This is a genomic window from Nonomuraea sp. NPDC051191 (assembly GCF_044455665.1).
Classification (GTDB): Bacteria; Actinomycetota; Actinomycetes; order Streptosporangiales; family Streptosporangiaceae; genus Nonomuraea.
Genome location: NZ_JBITEZ010000012.1, coordinates 385783 through 405303, shown reverse-complemented (window position 1 = coordinate 405303; position 19521 = coordinate 385783). Strand labels below are relative to the sequence as shown.

The window sequence follows — 19521 nt, the reverse complement described above, 5'->3', positions numbered from 1 at the left end:
TATTGGGCGATGACGGATGTGATGTCCCGCCGTCTGACCCGCGGCACGGCGCCACCGTGGCGGTGGACATGACCGGGCCCGACGGGCACCCGGCCGACCCCGGCAGCTGGCTGCTGGATCGGATCGACGCCCGCGAGCACTGGCTGACCTGCCAGATCGAGCAGACCCAGGCGGAGATCGACACTCTCAGCGCGCGCCTGGGCGAACTCAGCGAGCAGGTCGAGCACCTGCGGATCACCCGCAAGACCCTCATCTCCCTGGCCGAGGAGGACCCCGCCCCGGCCGAACCGTTCGCGCCGCCAGCGGTCCCCGCTCACCCTGCCTACCAGCAGATCCTCACCGTCTTCGGCGAAGCCGGCGGCTCCCTGCGCGCCCGTGACGTGGCCATGGCCCTGGATCTGCCCCTGACGCGCAACGACATCCAGAACCTTCGCGCCAAGCTCAAACGCCTGGCCGGTCGCGGCATCCTCGTCGAGACCGAACCGGGATTGTTCACCCAACCGCGCCCATAGCCCGAATGACGAGCCTCTGACCGGGCGACCTAAGCCAACTCCGGCGACGAAAGGGGCATAAGCTCGCGAAACGCACTCTGAGCACCGGTCTACGTCGGCAACGCCCTGCTTGACTCGTGCGCGGGCCCGCTGGGGGCATGCGACGGTACTCGCCGCCCGCCGATGACGGTGCTGCGCGACCTGTGACCCATCAGCGGCCCGTCTCCAGCTCGGCCAGGAGCTCGGTCCAGCACTGGCCGACGACTTCAGAGGTGTAGCGCTGTGAGGTGGTCAGCGCGGCCCTGCCCATCGTACGGCGACCGGCTTCGTGGTCGATGAGCAGCCCGATCGCCGCGGCCAGGGCGGTGACGTGCTGCCGCGGGACGAGGAGCCCGTCGTAGCCGTGAGTGATGATCTCGCCCGGCCCGTGCGGACAGTCGAAGGCGACCACCGGCACCCCCTTGCTCAGTGCCTCCAGAACCGTCATCGGGAATCCTTCGCGGCGGGAGCTGAGCACGAAGATCGAGGCGGCGTCGAGTTCGGCGCCGACGTCCTCAGAAGGTCCGGGGAACGCGGTCGTGCGGGCCAGGCCGAGCCCGCCGGCCAGCTTGAGCAGGCGGGCGCGCTCGGGTCCTGAGCCGACGATGCGCAGCCTCCAGCCGGGGCGGGCGGCACTGACCTGTTCCCAGGCGCGCAGGAGCAGGTCGAGGCCCTTGACCTTGGCCAGGCGGCCGATCGCGACGACGGTCTCGATGTTCAGCGGGGAGGGTCCGCCGGTGAGAGGTGGTGTGGCGTTGGGGATGCGCAGCAGGTGCCGAGGCGCGCGCGGGCCCAGTGCCACTCGGTAGGCGCCCAGATCGGCCTCCGTCAGGGTGACGAGCGCGTCGAGCCTGCCGTATCTGCGGGCGATCAGGTCCTGGACGGCGGGTTTGTGGGAACTGAGGCCGGTGTGCTCCTGCCCGATCGTGATGACGCCGGGAGGGGCCAGCAGGGCGGCGGCCAGGTTGAGGCCGGGCCGCGTGGTGATCAGGACACCGGTTCGCAAGCCGCGTAGGAAACGCAGCAGAGCCAGGTCGGTACGCAGGTCGAACCTGTCGTAGGCGGCCTCCTGCCGCGGGATGAGCCTGCTGTGGAGCAGTCGCGCACGCAGTGCGCCGCGGGGCCGGTGGCCTGCGCGGTCGTCCAGGAAGGTGATGCGAACGCCGGGCGGCACCTCGAAGAAGGGCTTGTCCTTGGTCTTGGTGACACTGACGATCTCGACGTCATGATGGGCCGCCAGCATGCCGGCGAGGTTGAAGGCGGTCCTGATGGTGCCGCCCATGCCATACGCGTGCAGCAGGAGGATCTTCACCTGCCGGGTGCTGCGCGGGCCGGCCCTGCGCGCCCTGCGGCGGTTGTCCGCCCGCAGCAGGAGTACCCCGAGCCGTCGCGCGTTGACGGTCAGATGAATGGCAGCCGGGGTGAGGATGATCGAGCCCAGGGTGTCGCTGGGATAGTGCGCCCCGAGGTAGACCCTCGCGGTCATCTGACCGGCCACGAGCACTGCGCCCGCCACCACCACAGGACGAAAGAGGCGGGTCTTCCTGGTTAGCAGCGCCCCCGCCACCACGATGGACAGGGTCAGACACACATGACCGCTGGGAAAGCTGTCAGAGCCGAGCTCCCGCACCAGAGCGTCCACCGCCGGGGGCCGGGGACGGGCGACGACCACCTTGACCAGCGCGCCCACGCCCCACCCCGCCGCGATCACCGTCAGCACGCCGATGGCGGCGCGAGTTCGTCCCGAAATGGCGACACCCACGACGAGGAGGATGGCCAGGGCCGTGCCCACGACGGTGCCGAAGCCCACGTTCAGGATCTGCGCCATCGCGGTGAGCCATGGGCCGCGCAGCGACTGCACCGCCTGGCTCACTCTCATGTCCACCGCTGTCCACGCCGGCGTGCGCGCGGCGAAGCCGACGACCACCCCCAGGCCCAGGAAAGCCGCGGAGACCGGCACCGGGACGGTCGTTCTGCTGCCAGATCTCATGAACGCACGGTAGAGAGAGGCGTGACAGCGCCCGCTCAGCACCGGGTTAGCGCGGCGCTTACCTTGGCGCACGCGCGGGCACGAGTGGGCACACGAGGATCCGGGTTCCGGCTCAGGATTAACCTCACGTTACGGTTGACCGAACCTACCGCTATCCCACGTCTCCGCAGACTGAGTTCGTCAGTACGACGTCAATGCATCGGAGATATTTCAATGCGCAAGTCGATGATCATCCCCGGCCTCGCCACGGTGGCCGTCCTCGTGGCCGGCGGCGGAGCTGCCGCGTACGCCTCCTCCCTCGACCAGAGCCCCGCCCCCACCTCCTCCCAGTCCTCCGCCACCCCCTCTGAGCAGGCCCCCGAAAACGAGGCCGCTACGCCCGCGGAGAGCGCGGACCCCAACGAGGGCACGCAGGAAGACGCGCAGGGCCAGCAGGCCGAGGCCGAGGACGGCAACGACGACCAGGGCGCCGAGAAGGCAGAAGCCGAGGACGGCCAGGACGACAAGGGGCAGGAAGCCGGCTCCGAGACCCAGGAGGGCAAGCAGGGCCAGGCGGGCGACCAGCACGAGCAGGAGGGCAAGGGCGACGCCTCCGAGCCCGAGGACGGCTGAACCAAGCGCCGGGCCCCGCCGACTTGTCGTCGGCGGGGCTCGGTTCATTCCTGAACTGTTCGGCGCCCGCCTCTGCCGTTGCTGCGGCAGGTCAGCGGCACCGCGGACCTTCCGGCAAGTCTGTCCGGCCGCACGGCAAGATCCTCACTGCGGGCGCCGGCTTGGCCGGGCGGCCTCGGCCTACAGGCGCGCCAGTTCCTACCCCCGAAGTTCGGGTCACTGACAGTGATCGATAGGTTGCTCAGATGATTAACCGGGTGGTGGGCGCGGTGCAGCGGTGGCTGCTCGCGTTGATGGTCGTGTGCTATCTACTGGCTGCCGTCGCGCCGCGGCCGGGCGAGGCGTTGCGGGCGATGGCGCTTGGATCGGGTAGTCCGGTCACGGTACCCATGGTCTTGCTGGCTGTGATGTTGTCGACCGCCGGTCTCGGGGTGCGGGTACGAGATCTGCGCACGGTGGTGGGGCGGCCCCTGAGGTTGGTGTCGGGCGTGGCGATGAACGCGCTCCTGCCTGTGGTGCTCTTGCCGGTTGCTGCGATGTGCCTGCGGGCCTGGCCCGATGCGGCGGAGGTGGAGTGCCTCGCGGTCGGCCTGCTGCTGGTGCTCGCAATGCCGATCGCCGGCGGAGCGGCGTCCTGGGGGCAGAACGCGGGAGGCAACGTTCCCTTGGTGGTCGCCATGGTCGTGGGCTCGACACTGCTCAGTCCTGTCACGGTTCCGTGGGGGCTGACCGTGTCTGCCGCCCTGGTCGGCCCAGGGGGCGCCCGCAGCCTTGATGACACGGCGCGGCTCGACGGGCTGGCCGGGACAGCGGGCGCGGGCGCGTTCGCGCTGGCCTTGATCGTGCTGCCCTCTCTGGCCGGGATCCTTGCGCGGGCCATGCTCGCAGAGCGGCGAGCGGCACGCATCGCGCCGGTCATCAAGCTGGTCAACATCGTGAACATCCTGCTGCTGTGCTATCTCAACGCCTCCGGCGCGCTCGGGCAGGCGCTTTCGTCCCCCGACCCTGACTTCCTGGCCCTGGCCGTCGGTGTGGCCGGTGCAGTCTGCTGCCTGTCCTTCCTCGTCGGCAGGTGGATGTCCCGATGGACCCGGTGCGACACTCCGGACGGCATCTCCCTCACCTTCGCCACCGGCATGAACAACACCAGCGCGGCGGCGGTCCTGGCCGCGAGCTGGTTCGCGCACCGTCCGCAGGTCCTCGTGCCGATCCTGGCCTACAGCCTGCTACAGAAGCTTGCCGCCGGTCTGTTCGGAACCCGGTCGCCATCGCCACCTGCGGCCCCTGTCGTCTCCCCTCCCGCGCCGTCTTGACGGCGCCGTCCAGCGATGCCGGATTGTGGAAGCCGACCGGTTCGCCTGTCGCCACCGGACTCCGCTTGGCCATCGAGCAGGTCGTCGCCGACGCACACGGCGCGTAGCTGAGATCAGCCCACGCCTGCGACCGCTTCGCCACGTACGTGGAACTGCCGGCCCGCGAGCCAGGTGAAGCCGCACCGGCATCGGGCGAGCGCGGACGCCTGGCGGCGAGCGCCAGAGGTGGTCGAGGCGCCAGCCGCCACGATGGCTGTGCTGCCCTACGACCAGGACGGCCGAATATCCTCGGTGACCATCAAGAGCATCAGTGCTGCGGTCTCACGTGGTCAACTGTGCAAGGTGGTACCGGGCGAGCGGCCGAACTCCCGCCGATACAGCGCGGAGAACCGGCCATGGGGGGCAAAACCCCAGCGGGCGGCGATGGCAGCGACCGAATCGTCCCGCGCCGGATCGGCGGCACGCAGGTCCTGGTGGGCGTGGTGCGGGCGGATCCGGCGCAGTTATGCCAGGGGAGTGGTGTCCAGATGGCGGCGGAAGGCCAGCTGGACGGCGCGCACGGTGACGTGCGCGGCCGCGGCGATGTCGGCCACGGTGATGTCCTGGTCGGGCTGGGCCTCCAAGTAGGCGATGGCGCGGCGCAACGTCTCCGGGTGCGCGTCACGGTCGGCCAGGTAGGCCGGCTCGGCCGCGGTCGTGTGGGGGAAGACCGACAGCGTGACCGCGACCAGATGCCGTACGGCCTGCGTGAGGACCAGCGGACTCTGCAGGGCGTGCGTCCGTCAGGATGGGGCTGGGACTCAAGCCCGGCCAAGCGTCCCACGACCCCAGTGCGGCGAACACGTCCAGCTCATCCACGTCCCCGCGCAGGCCAAGTTCCGAGCCGCCCACGCTCGTCGCGGAGGAGACCGTGGTGGAGAACGTGAGCTATGCGTCCGGGGTGGCCGGCCAAGCCACGGTCATCGTGGACAGCGGTGTGACAACTGTGGTCGCGGCCTACGCCCTCGACGGGGAGATCGCCCTCGCTGTCGTCCGCGCACAACCCTGACGTCGAGAACGGCAGGGGTGATACCGGGGCGCCGGCAAGCCGGTCGCATGGCGACGGTGTTCGAGTTCGAACCTGAGGCCGGTACCGCCGCTGCCGAAAGCTCCAGCCGATCCGGCCGATGGTGGTACAGGATCAGTGTCGGTAACGACACCCGTCGTCGGCCCGAAGAAGATCCTGAGGTCATGGGACGCCGGTGAACGGGCATGATGCGAAGGAGACGTCAGAGTGGGTTTCTCGTTCAAGGTCATGCCAGGAGTACGCCTCAGGGTCAGCAGCCGTGGCCTGAGAGCCGGGATCGGACCCAGCTTCGCGCGGATGCACGTGGGAGCCGGTCGTACCGGGATTTCTTCGTCGGTGGGGCCGATGAGCTTCTACACCAGCCTTGGCGGTGGAGGCCGACGTACGACAACGGGACGCCGTCCCACGGCCGGTAGCCTGCAACGGCAGATGGCCCAGGCCCAGCGCGCCGCCGCGCAGGCAGAGAAAGCCGCTGAAGCCGAACGGCTGGCGGGCGTCTTCATGCAGATCCTCGACCTGCACCGGGCCGAATTCCCGCCCGCGCAACCACCCGTCGCCGCACCTGTCCCGTCGCCGGACCTCTCGGCCTTTCTGGCCCCTCGGGAGCAGCAGGCGCTGGCAGGAATCGGCGTGTTCCAGCGCCGGGCCCGTACCGAGGCCAAGCAGCGTGCGCGGCAGGCCGCCGAGGCCGACATGCGGAACTGGTGGACGCAGGCAAACGCCGAGCGCGACCGGTACCAGTGGGAGCTCAACCGTCAATGGCAGCGCCTGTGCGGGAACGATCCAGAGATGGTCCTGCCGGTTCTGGCGGAGGCGTTCGAGGACAACGAGGCACCTGCGGCGCCCGTGGCGCTGAACGGCTCGGAGGTGTCTGTCGTGATCCTTGCGCCGGGGCCGGACTTTGTACCTGAGCGTTTCCCCTCCCGTACCGCTGCAGGCAACCTCTCGCTGAAGAAGCTCACCAAGACGGAGCGCGCGAGCTACTACACCCTGACGTTGTGCGGATACCTGCTGGTCACACTGCGCGAGGCGTTCGCCGTGGCCCCTGGCCTCAGCGCCGCGCGCGCGGTGGTGCTGCGCACCGCTCGCGTAGACGCGTACGGCCGGACCCAGGTCAGTTGCATGCTCGCGGGCCGCTTCGAGCGGCGCTCTTTCGACGGCGTGCGATGGGACGCCGTAGACGCGGCCACCGTGGTCAACGACACCGGCGTCAACCTGATGATCAATCAGAAGGGTGCCGCCAAGGAGACGCAGCCGCTCGATCTCCGGTTCGAGCCCGAGCTTCAGGCATTGGTGAACGCGGTCGACATCACCGAACTGACCGCTCGCTGATTCGATCCCCAGGAACGTGCCCGTTGCCTGCCATCACCTTGGGGGGTCACCTCGGTGGCCGCCCGCGCCGGTCGCGAAACCCATCGTCTCGGCTGTCGCGCGGTGGCGGGCATGACTTTAGAGTGCCGCTCCGTGAAGAGGAACATGCCGTATGAAACGTTGCAAACTACCGCGCGGGATACTCCGAAGCGGCCGAGACGCTGGCGGAGCAGTACGAGAGCGTCACGTTCGCAGAGGTTCACCGAGAGGTGCTGCACTTGTTCCCCGTACAGCCCAGCCAGGTGCTGGACATCGGCGCGGGCAGTGGCCGCGACGCGGCGGCGTTGGCAGCCCTGGGCCACACGGTCGTCGCCGCAGAACCCACTGCTGGACTACGTGCGCTGGGGAAGGCCCTGCATGCCGACGAGGATCTGGAGTGGATCGACGACGCGCTGCCGGACCTTGCGGAACTGCGCTCGACAGGGCGTCGATTCGATCTCATCCTGCTGACCGCGGTCTGGATGCATCTGGACGAGCAGCAGCGGTCGGTGTCGATGCCCAAACTGACCAACCTGCTCGCCACCGGCGGACGAGTGCTGCTATCCCTGCGTCACGGCCCGGTCCCCGGCGGCCGCCGCATGTTCCCCGTGTCCGCACAGGAAACGATCGACCTGGCTCGCGCGAACGGGCTGGAGCTGATCCATTTTGCCCAGCGCGTCGATCCGCATGGCCGCCAGGACGTCTCGTGGACCTACCTGGCATTCCAGGCGGCCGCCCATCGGTAAGGCAGGAGTCCGCCCAGTAGCTCCACCTGGGAACGTCGCGGGGCCGGCCAGCCCGGAGACACGACGCAGGTGTTTCTTGCGACGCGGGCCCTGGAGCCTGGCCAGTGATCTCCGCCAGGGACGATCCTCACGCTGGGACCGTAGCGGACAGCCCCAGCAGAGGGGCGAGCGGCAGGCGGCCTCCGTCACGGCACTACTCCGGGCGAGGGCCCCGCATCGAGCGTCGGCCGGGTGGCCGCTCATGTGGGCAGTCCGAGTCCCCCGGCGCCGCCGCCGGAAGAGGCAGGCTGCCGGCCCGGGGATAGGTGTTCTGGAGTGGTCTCGGGCATAGGCGGAGCTGGTTGAGCTGCTGGTGATGCCGGGGAAGCAGCCGAGCCCGCCTCATGGGTGTGGCGAGCTCGACCCCGGGTCATTTCTCAGGCATGAGTACGGTGTCGATGATGAAGACGGTGGCGTTGCGGGTGGGCACGTCGCCGCACACCACTCGGGCATTGTTGACCATATACGTGGTGCCTGAGCGGCGGCCGGGGCCGTCACCTGTCCCCACCTCGTCCAGAGCACGGAAGGAGACCCGGGTACGCGGGCCGCGGCCAAGTCAGGATCGCGGACGCAGGGTGTTCTGGGTCGCCCTGATGGCGTCTTCCACAGCTGTATGGATGTTCAGCGTATCCCACACTCCAGTGAGCTGCAGAGTCCGGGCGGGAGCGCCATGTACCCCTGCCACGTGGACGGTGCCGTCCTGGCTGCGCACGTCGCGGTGTACCCGCAGCAGGAGATGCAGGCCCCTGCTGTCCAGGAAAGTCAGTTCGCCCAGATCGAGGATCAGGGGCCGGCCAGCCTGGTAGGCGCGACCAACGGCCGACTCCAGGTGATCGATATTGGTGGCGTCGAGTTCCCCGGACAGCGTGATCAGCACCGCGGCCGGGAGCAGCCGGCGGCTTATCTCGAGCGGCGACATGGCGGCCTGGCGGCGGCGATGCTCGGCGTGAGGGCAAGGCGCGTCAGAGTGACGGACATGAGTGATCCCCCCGTATGGGCTCGGCCGGTTGGGACGACATTCAAGCCATCTCACATCCGAGACTATGGCGGAACTACATTGCAGGAAAGGGCGTTCGCCATAGAATCTTCGGGTAGAGGATTTTCGGCCGCCCCCGCGATGCCGGGACCAAGGCGGAGAAAGCGCCAAGGGTCGTGCCCACAGCAGAAGACCGCCCCGCCAGCTGGACGTTCTTGACTCATCACGCCCGTGTGCTGGTGGAAATCGCCCGCAACCCTGCAGTGCGGCTGCGTGACATCGCCACCCGCGTCGGCATCACCGAGCGGGCGGTGCAGAACATCGTCACTGACCTGTACCGGGCCGGCTACCTGAGCCGGGAGCGGGTCGGTCGCCGCAATCGTTACAGCCTCCACCTCGACCGACAATTCCGATACCCGACTGAAGCGGGCCTGCCCGTCAGCCTGCTGATCGGCCTTTACGCTGATCGTGACCTGCCCGCCGGCCTGCATGACCGCTTGCCCCGCCGTGACGATCAATCTGGTCGTCATGACGGGGGCGCTGATGAACAGTGATCGGCCCGCCTGACCGGTTGGACCAACGAGTCGGTCGCGCTTCCCGTGCATCGGGGGTGTCCGGTTGGAGAACTGAGGGGCGTCCAGAGGAGTTCAGCAGCAGATGGAGGGCATGAGCCGATCATGGGCACCTCGAAGCTGCGGCTGGCGCATCAGTATCTCCCCCACATGAGCGTGATCGCGATCGCAGGCGAGGCCAGTCGAATCACCAGCGGCCAGGTCACCGACTACCTCGCCCGCATCCGTCGCCCCGGCGACCAAGTGATCGTCGACCTGAGCGGACTGAGGCTCCTGGACGCCAGCGGCATCCAGGCTCCACCTGCGCCGCCGATGGCACCAGCTTGCACTTGACCGGCGCTCGGGGAGACCCGGCCCGATTGTTGCGGATCACCGATGTGCTGACGTACTCCACCGTGGAGACGGCCATCAACGCGGTGCGGACCAGCGCACGACACGGTTGAGCCATGTCCTCCCGTCCGGTACAGCCAGCGCTGGGGCAGGTGTCGGAGCTGCTCGGACCCGGTGATGAGGGCGGTGGCTTCGCGGCACATGGGGGGTTTGCCAGGTGGGCCGCCAGCGGCGCGACGGCTCTCGACCTGGTTGGTTTCGCGTGCATGTCTTCTCCACAGCCGCTACCAGGACTGGAACTGCCGTCCTGTGGCCATCTTCCCGCCTCTCCAGCGGACGGCGGCAGCGAAGGGCACCTCGGTCACCGCCGGGGCAATCAGAGTGCGGGCTTACGGCTGGGATGGGGTGGGCCCACGAGCGTCGCCAGCTCGACCGTCTGCCCTTCAGGGCTCATCGATGATCCTGTTCGACGACAACCCCATCCCGGCGCGTGAGCGGTAGTCGCGGTGGTTCACCCTCGCTTCGCGTCCGACGGTTGCACGCACGGGCTGTGACCAGCGAGGTTGCCGACGCGTATGCCCATCCGGCCGGGCACCATGTCGGTGTAGGCGTCGGTGTAGCCGCGGGGGACCCGGAAGGTCTGCGTGTACGGCGCGTAGCAGGTCTGCACGTAGAACCACGTTCCCGCTCGTGCGCCCGTGATACGCGCCCAGGAGGTGCCGCATGCCGGGCTGTGGCGTAGTTCCAGCCGGCCCAGGCTGGTGGAGTACCGGACGACGCTCTGGGCGTCATTGTTGCAGTGCTTGCTGACTGGATCCTCTCCGTCGCACCCTGTCCCCCAGCATGCCCTGGTCTTGTCGCCGATCGGCGTGTCTCCGTCCCCGCGGCCAGGCCCGTCCTGGGCGTAGGCCACGGAACCGGTGAAGACGAGGCCGAGGGCCAGGGCAGTGATGGCGAATGATCGATGCATGCTGCTTCCTCTCAGTCGGCGTACGACCATGGCGGGCAAGTCCCGCACGACGTTTGCGAGCTCGACTCTCGCCAGTGACCGGTAGCGAGGGAAGTTCTTCAGGCACTGGCGAACCAAAGCCCGAACAAAGAGAAACAATCAAACATCTCCGGTCGGAGCGCCCGACCGCACCGATTGACCGATCTCACGGAAGATCGGATACTGCCGGCTACGGTGCCCGTCACGGGACGGGCAGGCTTCGACTGCGTGATCGAGGTAGCGATGGGCAGGCGGGAGGCAAAGGTACCGGACGGACCTCTCCAGGAGTTCGCCCTCGACCTTCGCGAACTGCGGATCGGTGCAACAGGGGCCCCGACGTATCGCGAACTCGCGCAGAAGGCGAATTACTCGCCCTCGGTGCTGTCTCGCGCTGCGGCCGGGCACACCCTGCCGACCCTGGACGTCACCCTCGCCTTCGTGGCGGCCTGCGGCGGAGACGTCGAAGCATGGCGCCGACGCTGGACCAGCCTGTACGTCACGCTCCAGCGCGCCTACCCCGACCTGCTCGCCGGAGCAGGAGAGCCGCAGGACGCGACCGACGCACTCGGCGGTCCCGTACCGGCGGACACCACGACTACTGCCGTGGCACGTACAGCCCTGGGCCGGATCATCGGATACCGACGGCCGGTGGTCCTTGTCGTCGTGGCGCTGGCCTGCGCCGTCACTCTCGCCGTGACAGCACCGTGGGCGCCGGAGGCGAGGCGCCAGGCCGTTCCTCCTGCGAGCGTCGTTCCGTCGCCGACGTCGGCCTACCAGCCGGTCTACCTTGACCGGCGTTTACCGCTACCGGACTACAACTTCTACTTCGACCTGCAGCTCTACGACACCTACCTCGGACATGCGATTGAGGCCGCCTCCACAGTCACCGCCACATGCCGTTTATCCGGTTTGCCGTTGTTGATCGGTCCGATGTGGATCACGGCTTGGGAACTGGCACGCAGTGTCGTCCGATCATCGGAACACTCCGGTGTGGCCCAGGGAGTAGCGTCCCGGCTGGGGGTAGACACACAGGCCGTGCGGCCCGGCGCCCACCTTGATTTTGCGAATGAGCCTGCCAGTCGAGGTGTCGATCACGTAGACAACCCCGTCGTAGCGGCCGCTCAGCCACAGCTGACTGCCGTCGGTAGAGACGCCGCCCATGTCGGGCGACCCGCCTCCGGGGAGCCGCCACTTGACGATCTTCCTGCGGGAGGCGAAGGAGATCACGGAGACCGATCCCTCGCCCCGGTTGGACACGTATAGGACGTGGGAGTCGCGGCTGACGTACAGGCCGTGCGCACCCCTGCCCGTGCGCAGGAAACCGACCTTGGCAAAGGTGCGGGCGTCCACGAGCCACAGACCGCCAGCGGCCATGTCCGCGCAGTAAAACAGGGTGCCGTCGGGGGAGAGCTTCACGTCCTGCGGCATGTTCTTCGCGCCCACGTCGATGACCTTGCGAATACTGGCGGTTCGCCAGTCGATGGCCAGCAACTGGCCGGAGAATTCGCAGCTGACAAGGAAGACGCTGCCGTCGGCGGTGAAGTCGCCGTGGTTGACACCCCTGCAGGGCAGGTCCAGGGAGTGGTCGAGTCTCATGGTGTGTGGGTCGCGGAAGTCCAGCCGGTTGAGTCGTTCGGCCATCACCAGCGCGTACGAGCCGTCCGGGCTGAAGTACAGGTTGTACGGGTCCTCGACGGGAACCGGTTTGCCGGGTTTGCCGGTGACTGGGTCGATCGGGGTCAGCTCGTTGCTGTCGTTGTTGTTGACCCACAAGGTCTTCAGGTCCCAGGAGGGGACGACATGCTGGGGGCGTCGGCCGACCCGGAACCTTCTGATGATCTCGTAGGTGGCCGGGTCGATCACGTCTACGGTGTCGGCTTGGCTGTTGGGCACGTACACCCGTGCGGGGAAACGGGCCACCACCGGACTCAGCAGGTCCGGACGGTCGTGGGCGTACACGTTCGGCGCCGCAGCGGAGGGCACAGGGAGGGCCTGCGTCATCGAGGAGGACTCCGCGGGGACAGCCGGTACCTCTGAGGGAGCCGACGTCGTGCTGCAGGAGGGCAGGCCCACGAGCACGATCGCAATTACCGCAAGCAGTCGCATGGGGCCAGGTTAGGGAGCCCACGATGAGGGACCGGACAATGCTGCGTTCGTGGAGCCCTGATCTTTACCTGGTGACCGTCTGCGCGTGAATGTGGCGGCGGGTACGACTCCCTGATGTTGAGGAGCGACCCGAGGGGTGCTCCGGTGAGTTTACCCATCGGCCGGAAGTTCCTGCCGGGCAGAGGCCGTAGGCGCCGAAGGGGCACCGCGCCGATCAGCCGCCGTCCGGCCGGAACGCACCCAGATGTGACACCGCCCTGTACGTCTGCGAGTCCAGCCTCTCCGCGCCGGTGGGCCTCGGCCGGAGCCGGCTCGCGGGGGTCGCAGGCGGATCACCGCATCGCCTTGGACCCCGATCTGCACCTCCCTCGCCGCGGTGCAGATCGGGCTCGAGGTGGGCAACAATAGGAAGGGATGCGTCAGCGCGCGATCAAGATTCGGTGAGCGCGGCCCCTTTGTCTCCGGGGCGGGCCGAGGAACGGCTGGCCGCGGGGAGGACTGGATGGACTCGGGAATCGTTTTCACTGACGAGACTGGCCGGCCGCTGCACCCGCAGCACGTGACCGACCGCTTTTACGGGATCTGCCATCAGACGGGATTGCCGCATCCGGCTGCACGACCTGCGCCACGGCGCGGCTACCGCGATGCTCGCGGCAGGGGTGGACATCAAAATCGTTCAAGAGACGCTTGGACACAAGACCCCGGCCTTCACCCGCGACACCTACACCAGGTCTACCCCGAAGCAGTGGCTGCGGCAGCCGAGGCGACCCGAGCGATGGCGTCACGCTGAAGGTCGACCGATTCAAGGCGACAACGCTGCCAGATCGATCCCGGCCGTCGGAGCAGCCGTCCCAGGACAAACAGGACAAGCAGGAGGCCGCGCCTACCCCGCAGCGCTCTGAGCAACCGGAGACGGGCACTGATCCGAGATACGGCACGTGTGCGGAGGCCAACGCCCATGGCCTCGGCCCGTACAAGCGCGGTGCCGACGAAGAGTACGGCTGGTACCAGGACCGGGACGGCGACGGCGTGGTCTGCGAGCGTCGATAGGTTCCGCATCGCTCACCAGGAACAGGGCTGCGCGTGAGATATCAAGTGGGCAGGGCCACGCGCGAAGGCACAATTGGAACGTTGTGCCTCAATTCAGAGCTTCGGGTGTGGCGCCCAGCGCTGAGAGCAAGGCCATGACCAGGAAGAAGCCCGGCTCCACAACCTTGCCTTGCTCGATCTTGCGAACGGTGGCCTCGGAAACCTGGGCGCGGACCGCAAGTTCCATTTGGGTCATCCTGCTCGCTCGCGCAGTTCGCGCAACCGGCTCGACAGCCGCGCAGCCTGCTCCTTGTGGCGACTTGCCTCGCGTCTTCTTCGTCCAGGACCCACGGAAAACCACCATGACTGAACGCTTTTCATCCTCACGCTGCCTGCGCAGCTCGGTGATTTTGCAGGACGGCGATGGCCTTGCACAGGTGGCCGGCCTTGGACGGGCTGCAACGTAGCTTCCGGAGGATCTTCCAGCTCTTCAGCTGGGCGTTGGCGCGCTCGCCTGGGCCGCGCAGCCTGGCGTGGGCGCGGTTGGCCTGCTTCTGCGACTCGGGCTTGTTCTTGCCCTTGACCCTGCTGGCTAACTCGGGTTCAGACCGCGAGGGTCTGGTCGAGGCGGGCGAGGTGGCTAGTACGAGTGCGGTCGAGGGGGTGGCCGTTCCACCAGGCATCGAGCCGGGTGAGATTGAGGGCAGTAGCTGAGATGACGTGTTCGAGGTGAACCTTGCGGAGTCCGCGATAGCGGGCTCGGCGGATACCGGTGATGGCGACGGCTTGCCGGATGGTGCCTTCTACTCCGGCGCGGATCTTGTACTTGTGCTGCCAGTCTTGGCTGCTCTGCTGGGTGCGGGCGGCGTCGAGGGCTTGTTGCTGGGCTTGGGTGTGGCGCAGGGTGATCTGGCGCCGGCCGCTGGTGCTGCTGGTGCATGCGGTCCTGGCGGGGCAGGGCGTGCAGGTCTTGGCGGAGAATCTGACCACGATGGTGTCCAGGCCGCGCTGGATGGTCGGAGTCCAGGAGATGCTGGTCTGTCCTTGAGGGCAGGTGGCCTGCTTGGCGGTCCAATCGATGGTGAACGCGGCCCGGCCGTATCCGGCAGCGGCGCGGGCCTGGGGCGAGGAGTCGAACCGCACCGGTGCGACCAAGGCCAGCCCGTATAGATCACGGGCTGAGACGATCAGCTCGGCCGTGGCGTATCCGGAATCGACATAGTGCTCGGCCGGAAGCAAGGTGCTGCAGCGATGGGCTCGGCGGGCCAAGTCCGCGCAGGTCCTGGCGATGCGCGCGAAGATCGTGCTCGGATGTGCAGACGGTAAGGACAACAAACAAATCGCTGCTGAGCTGCGAGTGCATCCGGACACGGTCTCCAAATGGCGACAGCGGTTCCTGCGCCTGCGACTGGACGGGCTGATCGATGAGGCACGCCCGGGCCGCCCGCCGTCGATCGGTCTGGATGAGGTCGAGCAGGTGGTGGTGGCCACCCGCGAGGAGACGCCGGCCGGCGCCACGCACTGGACCCGTGCCTCGATGGCGCGGCGCAGCGGACTGTCGGAGTCGACCATCGGCCGGATCTGGCGGGCCTTCGACCTCAAGCCGCACCGCACGGCGACGTTCAAGCTGTCGGCTGATCCGCTCTTCGTGGAGAAGGTCGTTGACGTGGTCGGGCTGTATCACGATCCGCCGGAACGGGCGGTGGTGCTGTGTGTGGATGAGAAGTCGCAGATCCAGGCGCTGGATCGGTCGCAGCCGGTGCTGCCGATGATGCCGGGCATGCCCGAGCGGCGCACTCACGACTACGTTCGTCATGGCATCACCAGCCTGTTCGCCGCCTTCAACATCGCCGATGGAAGTGTCATCGGCGAACTGCACCGCCAGCACCGCGCCGCCGAGTTCAAGAAGTTCCTGATCACCATCGACAAGAGCGTGCCGGCCGAGCTGGACATCCACCTGATCTGCGACAACTACGGCACACACAAGACCCCGGCGATCAGGGCCTGGCTGGCCCGCCATCCTCGCTTTCACATGCACTTCACTCCGACCGGCTCCTCCTGGATCAACCAGGTCGAGCGCTGGTTCGGCTACTTGACCGACCAGCTCATCCGCCGAGGAGTGCACAAGAGCGTCCAGGCGCTGGAAGACGACATCCGCGCCTGGATGGACCGCTGGAACGCCGATGCCAAGCCCTTCGTCTGGACCAAGACCGCCGAGGAGATCCTCGAATCCCTCGCTAAATATTGCCGACGAATTTCAGGCGGATGACACTAGGTGGCGTCGATGGAGGCGACGATGTCGCGTGCGAGGGTGAGGTTGGAGGCGGCCACGAACTTCTGTCGCCTGTCCATCGCCTTGTTGATGTCGGCCATGCTGCCGAACTGGTAGTCCAGTGGCAGGGGGTTGCCTTCGAGGTCGAGGACTGCGCCGCCCGCGGCGTTGAGAATGTAGTGTCCTGGTGCCAGGTCCCAGACGGCGAAGCCCTTCGCGAACTCGATCGTCGCGTCGGTGAAGCCCGCCGCGACGTGGCACAGGCTGACGGACCCGAAGTCGACTCCGATGCGGCCGCGAACGGCGCCGTCCGCCGAAGGTTGGTTGAGCGCGTCGAGCAGGCGGGTCTGGCGTCCGAGTGGCTGGAGTCGTTCAGCAGGCTTCATCAGGTAGTTAGTGATCAGTGCCTCGCGCAGTTCTGCGAAGCGGCGCACCTTAAGCTCGTGTGCCTTGCCGTCTTGCGTGTAGATGAACGCCTGGTCGTTGCCGTCCTCGTCGCGGGCCGCGAGATACATCTGGAGATGGTGAAAGATGTCGCCCACCACCGCGGCGATGGGCCGGGCAAGGCTGCGGGAGTACACCATCACGTGCGTGTAGCCGTAGAGGGCGCGAACGGCCAGCTCGCTGGTGTCGAGAGGATCGACCAGGACGCAGAGATCCGGCTCTGGGGCGGCTCCGATGACTTGAGGATCGGCCTCTTCCGAGGCATAGATGTACGAGGGAAGGATCGGGCTCAGAAGCTCTCGGTAGCGCTCATGCATCCACAGATCGTGGGCGGACAGGAAGTTGTCGGAGTGGCGCAGGTTGGCGGCCTCTGATCGTTCACCTGATAGCGCGGCCTGGATCAGGCGGGGTCGGATCTCCCCGATCACCTGAGAGACCAGCTCGGCGAGGCTCTGGGCGAGACCGGGGAGGGCGGGAGAGGTTGTCACGACGGGACCTCCGTACTGTTAGCGCAGCTCCAGCGGCGGTTCGATTCCTGGCGGGCTCATCGTCGCGGCGATGAACACCGCCTTGAAGCTTGCCGCTCGCATGATGCCAGCGCCGGTCAGATCGTCGAAATCGCTGACCTCGAGCTTCCCCTTGGTCATGGCTCCGAACACCGCGAAATAGATCTGCGCTCCGGGATAGCGGTCACGGATCTCGCGCGAGATGAAACCGACCACATCGGCATGCTTCACCTCAAAGTCGCACAACACGATCTCTGGAGCGTCTGGCAACTCTGGGAAGATGGACGCCCTGTCGAGGCTGATGAATTCGCGACTCTTGTTGCATTTGAGGTAGCCGATGGGGCAGCGCCCGAATTGGGCGGAGGCGAGGAAGGTAGCCATGACCAGGCCAGCCTCGTTGATCCCAAAACAGGCGTCTACATCGGTACGACGCCCGAGGTTTTTGATCTGGTGGATGAGGCGCTCGATGCCGTAGCCGAAGGACGCCCAGGTGAGGTTGAGAAGCTGGCCAGGGGCGGGGTTGGGCAGGGAATAGACAAGTCTGTCTGAAGTACCGTACTCGACGGTGGGGGCCGCGATGATGAAGTCGTGGCCCATGGCGCTGGATTCGGCCGGTGTCGTACTGGCGGTTGTGCTATCTGGCTCTGCCGCTGCCGGCGCTGTGGCGGATGGCGGGGGAGCGGACTGGATGGTGGCGTACCTCTTCAAAGCGAGTTGGTCTTCTACGGCCAACCGCTCGTACGCTTCGGCTACCAGATCGCTGGGGGAGACGTCCTCCTCGGCGACACCTGTGGGGCCACCTCCGTAGGCGGCGGCGAGGATCAGCAGGCTGGTGAAGCTGGGAGCCGATCCGGCCCTGCTGCGTTCACGGGCCCAGGTCTCCCACGCATTGATGGACGTGCCGCCCAAGCTGGTCTGGTGGCCGGTCATCTGGTTGTAGCGGACGGCAGCTTGATCCTGAGAAAGGCCACATGCATACCGGTGTGCCTGAAGGCTACAAACGACCGGATAACGGCGCATAAGTTCCGTAGCTGCCTTCTTGACCGATCCCGTCTCTAGCCACAATTCGTTGCCGATTCGCGCCAATCGGCGGCCTCGCGCCTGCGGGCTCGAGTCTTGATCCTGCTTCGACATCTCACTTCCCCCTCTCGGAAGCGCCACCAGATTACCCATTGGCATGGGTAATGGCAGATGCCTCCTGAGAATATGCAGGTGAGGGCCGCCCAGAGACCGGGGCGATTGCGGACTTACTCCGAGGTGTAACAGATCCACGCCCATGACTACTGTCAACTGTCATGCCGCTGGCACAAGCAACCGCTTCGGAGAACCCCGATGACTACGCATGACGTAGAAGCCACGAACCCTAACCGCCTCGCCGTTCGCCGAGTGGCCCGGTCGACGACGATCCAGATGTGCGATCTGATCGACTCCGAGGACATTGCGACGATGGGCGCCAAATGCTGGCTTGATCTCCTGCGCGACATTCGGAACGACAAGCTACGCCCGAAGCAGGACGGTGAGACCGTCATCATCGCCATCCATGATGCGGCCGCAGGTCAAAGCCCGCACCCGGTGCGGACCACCAAGCGGGCATACACCGAGTTCCAGAAGGCCGCCGTAGATGGCCGATTCGATGGGTTGAAGCCTGCGCCGTTCGGCCTGGGGTTCGGTCCGTGGATCTGGGCCGAGGGTGTCGTGGAGGAGGCGATGGCCAAGGCTCTGGACGGGGTCGCATGAGCTCCTCCGGCCCGAGTCTGGAGGGGACCCCGTCGAGTGCATCGGGGCCGCTCAAGAAAGCGCATCTCTCGGCCGTACTTACCCAGCTGCGGGGAAGGGCCCGACCCTCCAAGCCGGTGACTTGCCGACCGGGGGGCTTCGCAAGAAGACAACTTGGGCTGAGACGTCGGGCGCCAATCGACTCGACAGGCCCGCACCACAGCCGGTTTGGTCCCCAGCGACTCTTCCCCGGGATGGGAGGGGCTCTGGCTGTCCTTACATGCCCGTGCTGACCGGCCAGAGCTCCGTCGAGTTCATTTGCGACACCAGGGAGTGACGACGACCAAGGCCGCCTCTGAGAAGGCTACTGCCGAGCCGTGACCGGAGGCGCGATCAAGACCTTCAGACGCAAGAAGGAGTTCCTGGCCGAGGCCCCCGCGGAGATCTCGGTCGCGTCAGCCAGCAACTCACCAGCCAACGTCGAGCGAAGGGATACGAGCTCATTACACAAAATCCGAGATCTCTTACATCGCGACGTCAGGCAAGGCCAACTCGGGTGAGGAGGCCCACAGAGGTACCGCATACCTCAGGGCGCGGACAGTAGCGCCAGGTCATCAAAAGGAGCAGCGAGGCCCGGCCGAACCCCTTCAGCGCTACCGCTGGAGTCGGCCGCCCCCTTCCTCAGGAACACCAACACAGGACAGGAGCAGAAGCGAATGAGCACTTCAACCATCGAACAGGGCGCCGGAGCGGCCGAGGTCGCTGGCACGCACACGCCGTTCGACCCGTTCGACCTCGACATCAGGCTCACGGAAAACACTCCGGCGGCCAACACCTCGCTGAGGTGCGGCACCGGTGACACGTGCGGCAGCTCCTGCCCGAGCGCCTGCACCACGTCGTAACCCCGCTGGCCCAGGTCCCTCTCGACCGGACCCG

At 67.0% G+C, this 19521-nt stretch carries 24 protein-coding genes and 1 pseudogene; 13 read left to right on the top strand and 12 right to left on the bottom strand.

All coding sequences use genetic code 11. The features are described 5' to 3' along the window. Window positions 1-512: hypothetical protein (locus tag ACIA8R_RS33950; protein WP_397042021.1), on the top strand; the 512-nt coding region annotated here is incomplete at its 5' end. A gap of 190 nt (window positions 513-702) precedes the next feature. Here ACIA8R_RS33950 and ACIA8R_RS33945 read toward each other — a convergent pair. Next, complete coding sequence (locus tag ACIA8R_RS33945; RefSeq protein ID WP_397042020.1) at window positions 703-2520, bottom strand: glycosyltransferase; 1818 nt, start codon at window positions 2518-2520, stop codon at window positions 703-705. A 213-nt stretch (window positions 2521-2733) separates the two neighbouring features. Between ACIA8R_RS33945 and ACIA8R_RS33940 the strand changes: the two genes are divergently transcribed. Both ACIA8R_RS33940 and ACIA8R_RS33935 read left to right on the top strand, forming a co-directional pair. Continuing rightward, window positions 2734-3132, top strand: a complete 399-nt coding sequence (locus tag ACIA8R_RS33940; RefSeq protein WP_397042019.1) for a hypothetical protein — start codon at window positions 2734-2736, stop codon at window positions 3130-3132. 245 nt (window positions 3133-3377) lie between these two features. Continuing rightward, window positions 3378-4445, top strand: a complete 1068-nt coding sequence (locus tag ACIA8R_RS33935; protein WP_397042018.1) for a bile acid:sodium symporter family protein — start codon at window positions 3378-3380, stop codon at window positions 4443-4445. Window positions 4446-4774: 329 nt separating this feature from the next. Here the strand turns inward: ACIA8R_RS33935 and ACIA8R_RS33930 are convergent, their stop codons facing one another. Both ACIA8R_RS33930 and ACIA8R_RS33925 read right to left on the bottom strand, forming a co-directional pair. Continuing rightward, window positions 4775-4939 carry a helix-turn-helix domain-containing protein gene (locus ACIA8R_RS33930; RefSeq protein ID WP_397042040.1) on the bottom strand — a complete coding sequence of 55 codons (165 nt, stop codon included), beginning with the start codon at window positions 4937-4939 and terminating at the stop codon, window positions 4775-4777. A 9-nt stretch (window positions 4940-4948) separates the two neighbouring features. After that, the gene (locus ACIA8R_RS33925; RefSeq protein WP_397042017.1) at window positions 4949-5089 is read right to left on the bottom strand and encodes a hypothetical protein; all 141 of its coding nucleotides are present in this window, start codon (window positions 5087-5089) and stop codon (window positions 4949-4951) included. Between the two features lie 269 nt (window positions 5090-5358). Between ACIA8R_RS33925 and ACIA8R_RS33920 the strand changes: the two genes are divergently transcribed. From ACIA8R_RS33920 to ACIA8R_RS33910, 3 genes are all read left to right on the top strand, one after another. Continuing rightward, window positions 5359-5493: a hypothetical protein gene (locus ACIA8R_RS33920; protein WP_397042016.1), complete on the top strand. Its 135-nt coding sequence runs from the start codon at window positions 5359-5361 to the stop codon at window positions 5491-5493. Between the two features lie 447 nt (window positions 5494-5940). Further along, entirely contained in the window at window positions 5941-6843 is a 903-nt protein-coding gene (locus ACIA8R_RS33915) for a hypothetical protein (protein ID WP_397042015.1), read from the top strand. Window positions 6844-7043: 200 nt separating this feature from the next. Further along, window positions 7044-7607, top strand: a complete 564-nt coding sequence (locus ACIA8R_RS33910) for a class I SAM-dependent methyltransferase (RefSeq protein WP_397042039.1) — start codon at window positions 7044-7046, stop codon at window positions 7605-7607. Between the two features lie 409 nt (window positions 7608-8016). Here ACIA8R_RS33910 and ACIA8R_RS33905 read toward each other — a convergent pair whose 3' ends face one another. Both ACIA8R_RS33905 and ACIA8R_RS33900 read right to left on the bottom strand, forming a co-directional pair. Continuing rightward, window positions 8017-8154: a fasciclin domain-containing protein gene (locus ACIA8R_RS33905; protein WP_397042014.1), complete on the bottom strand. Its 138-nt coding sequence runs from the start codon at window positions 8152-8154 to the stop codon at window positions 8017-8019. Between the two features lie 48 nt (window positions 8155-8202). Then, window positions 8203-8565 (bottom strand): STAS domain-containing protein, encoded by a 363-nt coding sequence (locus ACIA8R_RS33900; protein ID WP_397042013.1) that lies wholly within the window; start codon window positions 8563-8565, stop codon window positions 8203-8205. Between the two features lie 290 nt (window positions 8566-8855). On the opposite strand from ACIA8R_RS33900, the gene ACIA8R_RS33895 reads away from it, so the two are divergent. Continuing rightward, window positions 8856-9176, top strand: coding sequence for a MarR family transcriptional regulator (locus ACIA8R_RS33895; RefSeq protein ID WP_397042012.1), 321 nt, complete (start codon window positions 8856-8858; stop codon window positions 9174-9176). 123 nt (window positions 9177-9299) lie between these two features. Then, entirely contained in the window at window positions 9300-9527 is a 228-nt protein-coding gene (locus tag ACIA8R_RS33890; protein ID WP_397042011.1) for a hypothetical protein, read from the top strand. A gap of 508 nt (window positions 9528-10035) precedes the next feature. Here ACIA8R_RS33890 and ACIA8R_RS33885 read toward each other — a convergent pair. Further along, window positions 10036-10494 carry a DUF2690 domain-containing protein gene (locus ACIA8R_RS33885; RefSeq protein ID WP_397042010.1) on the bottom strand — a complete coding sequence of 153 codons (459 nt, stop codon included), beginning with the start codon at window positions 10492-10494 and terminating at the stop codon, window positions 10036-10038. A gap of 990 nt (window positions 10495-11484) precedes the next feature. Next, window positions 11485-12618 (bottom strand): hypothetical protein, encoded by a 1134-nt coding sequence (locus ACIA8R_RS33880; protein WP_397042009.1) that lies wholly within the window; start codon window positions 12616-12618, stop codon window positions 11485-11487. A 587-nt stretch (window positions 12619-13205) separates the two neighbouring features. On the opposite strand from ACIA8R_RS33880, the gene ACIA8R_RS33875 reads away from it, so the two are divergent. Further along, window positions 13206-13520: a tyrosine-type recombinase/integrase gene (locus ACIA8R_RS33875; protein ID WP_397042038.1), complete on the top strand. Its 315-nt coding sequence runs from the start codon at window positions 13206-13208 to the stop codon at window positions 13518-13520. Next, a complete protein-coding gene (locus ACIA8R_RS33870) occupies window positions 13405-13668 on the top strand; it encodes an excalibur calcium-binding domain-containing protein (protein ID WP_397042037.1) in 264 nt (87 codons plus the stop codon). Before ACIA8R_RS33875 ends, ACIA8R_RS33870 begins: the two co-directional genes overlap by 116 nt. Window positions 13669-13756: 88 nt before the next feature. Here the strand turns inward: ACIA8R_RS33870 and ACIA8R_RS33865 are convergent, their stop codons facing one another. The 3 genes and pseudogenes from ACIA8R_RS33865 to ACIA8R_RS33855 form a co-directional block, all read right to left on the bottom strand. After that, window positions 13757-14011, bottom strand: coding sequence for a helix-turn-helix domain-containing protein (locus tag ACIA8R_RS33865; protein WP_397042008.1), 255 nt, complete (start codon window positions 14009-14011; stop codon window positions 13757-13759). Between the two features lie 19 nt (window positions 14012-14030). After that, window positions 14031-14228: pseudogene (locus tag ACIA8R_RS33860) on the bottom strand (transposase family protein); the annotation flags it as partial. Between the two features lie 22 nt (window positions 14229-14250). Beyond that, window positions 14251-14886 carry a transposase gene (locus tag ACIA8R_RS33855; RefSeq protein ID WP_397042007.1) on the bottom strand — a complete coding sequence of 212 codons (636 nt, stop codon included), beginning with the start codon at window positions 14884-14886 and terminating at the stop codon, window positions 14251-14253. Between the two features lies 1 nt (window position 14887). On the opposite strand from ACIA8R_RS33855, the gene ACIA8R_RS33850 reads away from it, so the two are divergent. After that, a complete protein-coding gene (locus tag ACIA8R_RS33850) occupies window positions 14888-15916 on the top strand; it encodes an IS630 family transposase (protein WP_397042006.1) in 1029 nt (342 codons plus the stop codon). Window positions 15917-15918: 2 nt separating this feature from the next. On the opposite strand, the gene ACIA8R_RS33845 is transcribed toward ACIA8R_RS33850, so the two are convergent. Together ACIA8R_RS33845 and ACIA8R_RS33840 are read right to left on the bottom strand one after the other, a co-directional pair. Further along, window positions 15919-16851 (bottom strand): inositol monophosphatase family protein, encoded by a 933-nt coding sequence (locus ACIA8R_RS33845; protein WP_397042005.1) that lies wholly within the window; start codon window positions 16849-16851, stop codon window positions 15919-15921. Window positions 16852-16869: 18 nt separating this feature from the next. Further along, a complete protein-coding gene (locus ACIA8R_RS33840; protein ID WP_397042004.1) occupies window positions 16870-18003 on the bottom strand; it encodes a hypothetical protein in 1134 nt (377 codons plus the stop codon). A gap of 198 nt (window positions 18004-18201) precedes the next feature. Between ACIA8R_RS33840 and ACIA8R_RS33835 the strand changes: the two genes are divergently transcribed. Together ACIA8R_RS33835 and ACIA8R_RS33830 are read left to right on the top strand one after the other, a co-directional pair. Then, window positions 18202-18606, top strand: a complete 405-nt coding sequence (locus ACIA8R_RS33835; protein ID WP_397042003.1) for a hypothetical protein — start codon at window positions 18202-18204, stop codon at window positions 18604-18606. Between the two features lie 695 nt (window positions 18607-19301). Further along, a complete protein-coding gene (locus ACIA8R_RS33830) occupies window positions 19302-19487 on the top strand; it encodes an FxLD family lanthipeptide (RefSeq protein ID WP_397042002.1) in 186 nt (61 codons plus the stop codon). Window positions 19488-19521 lie beyond the last annotated feature (34 nt).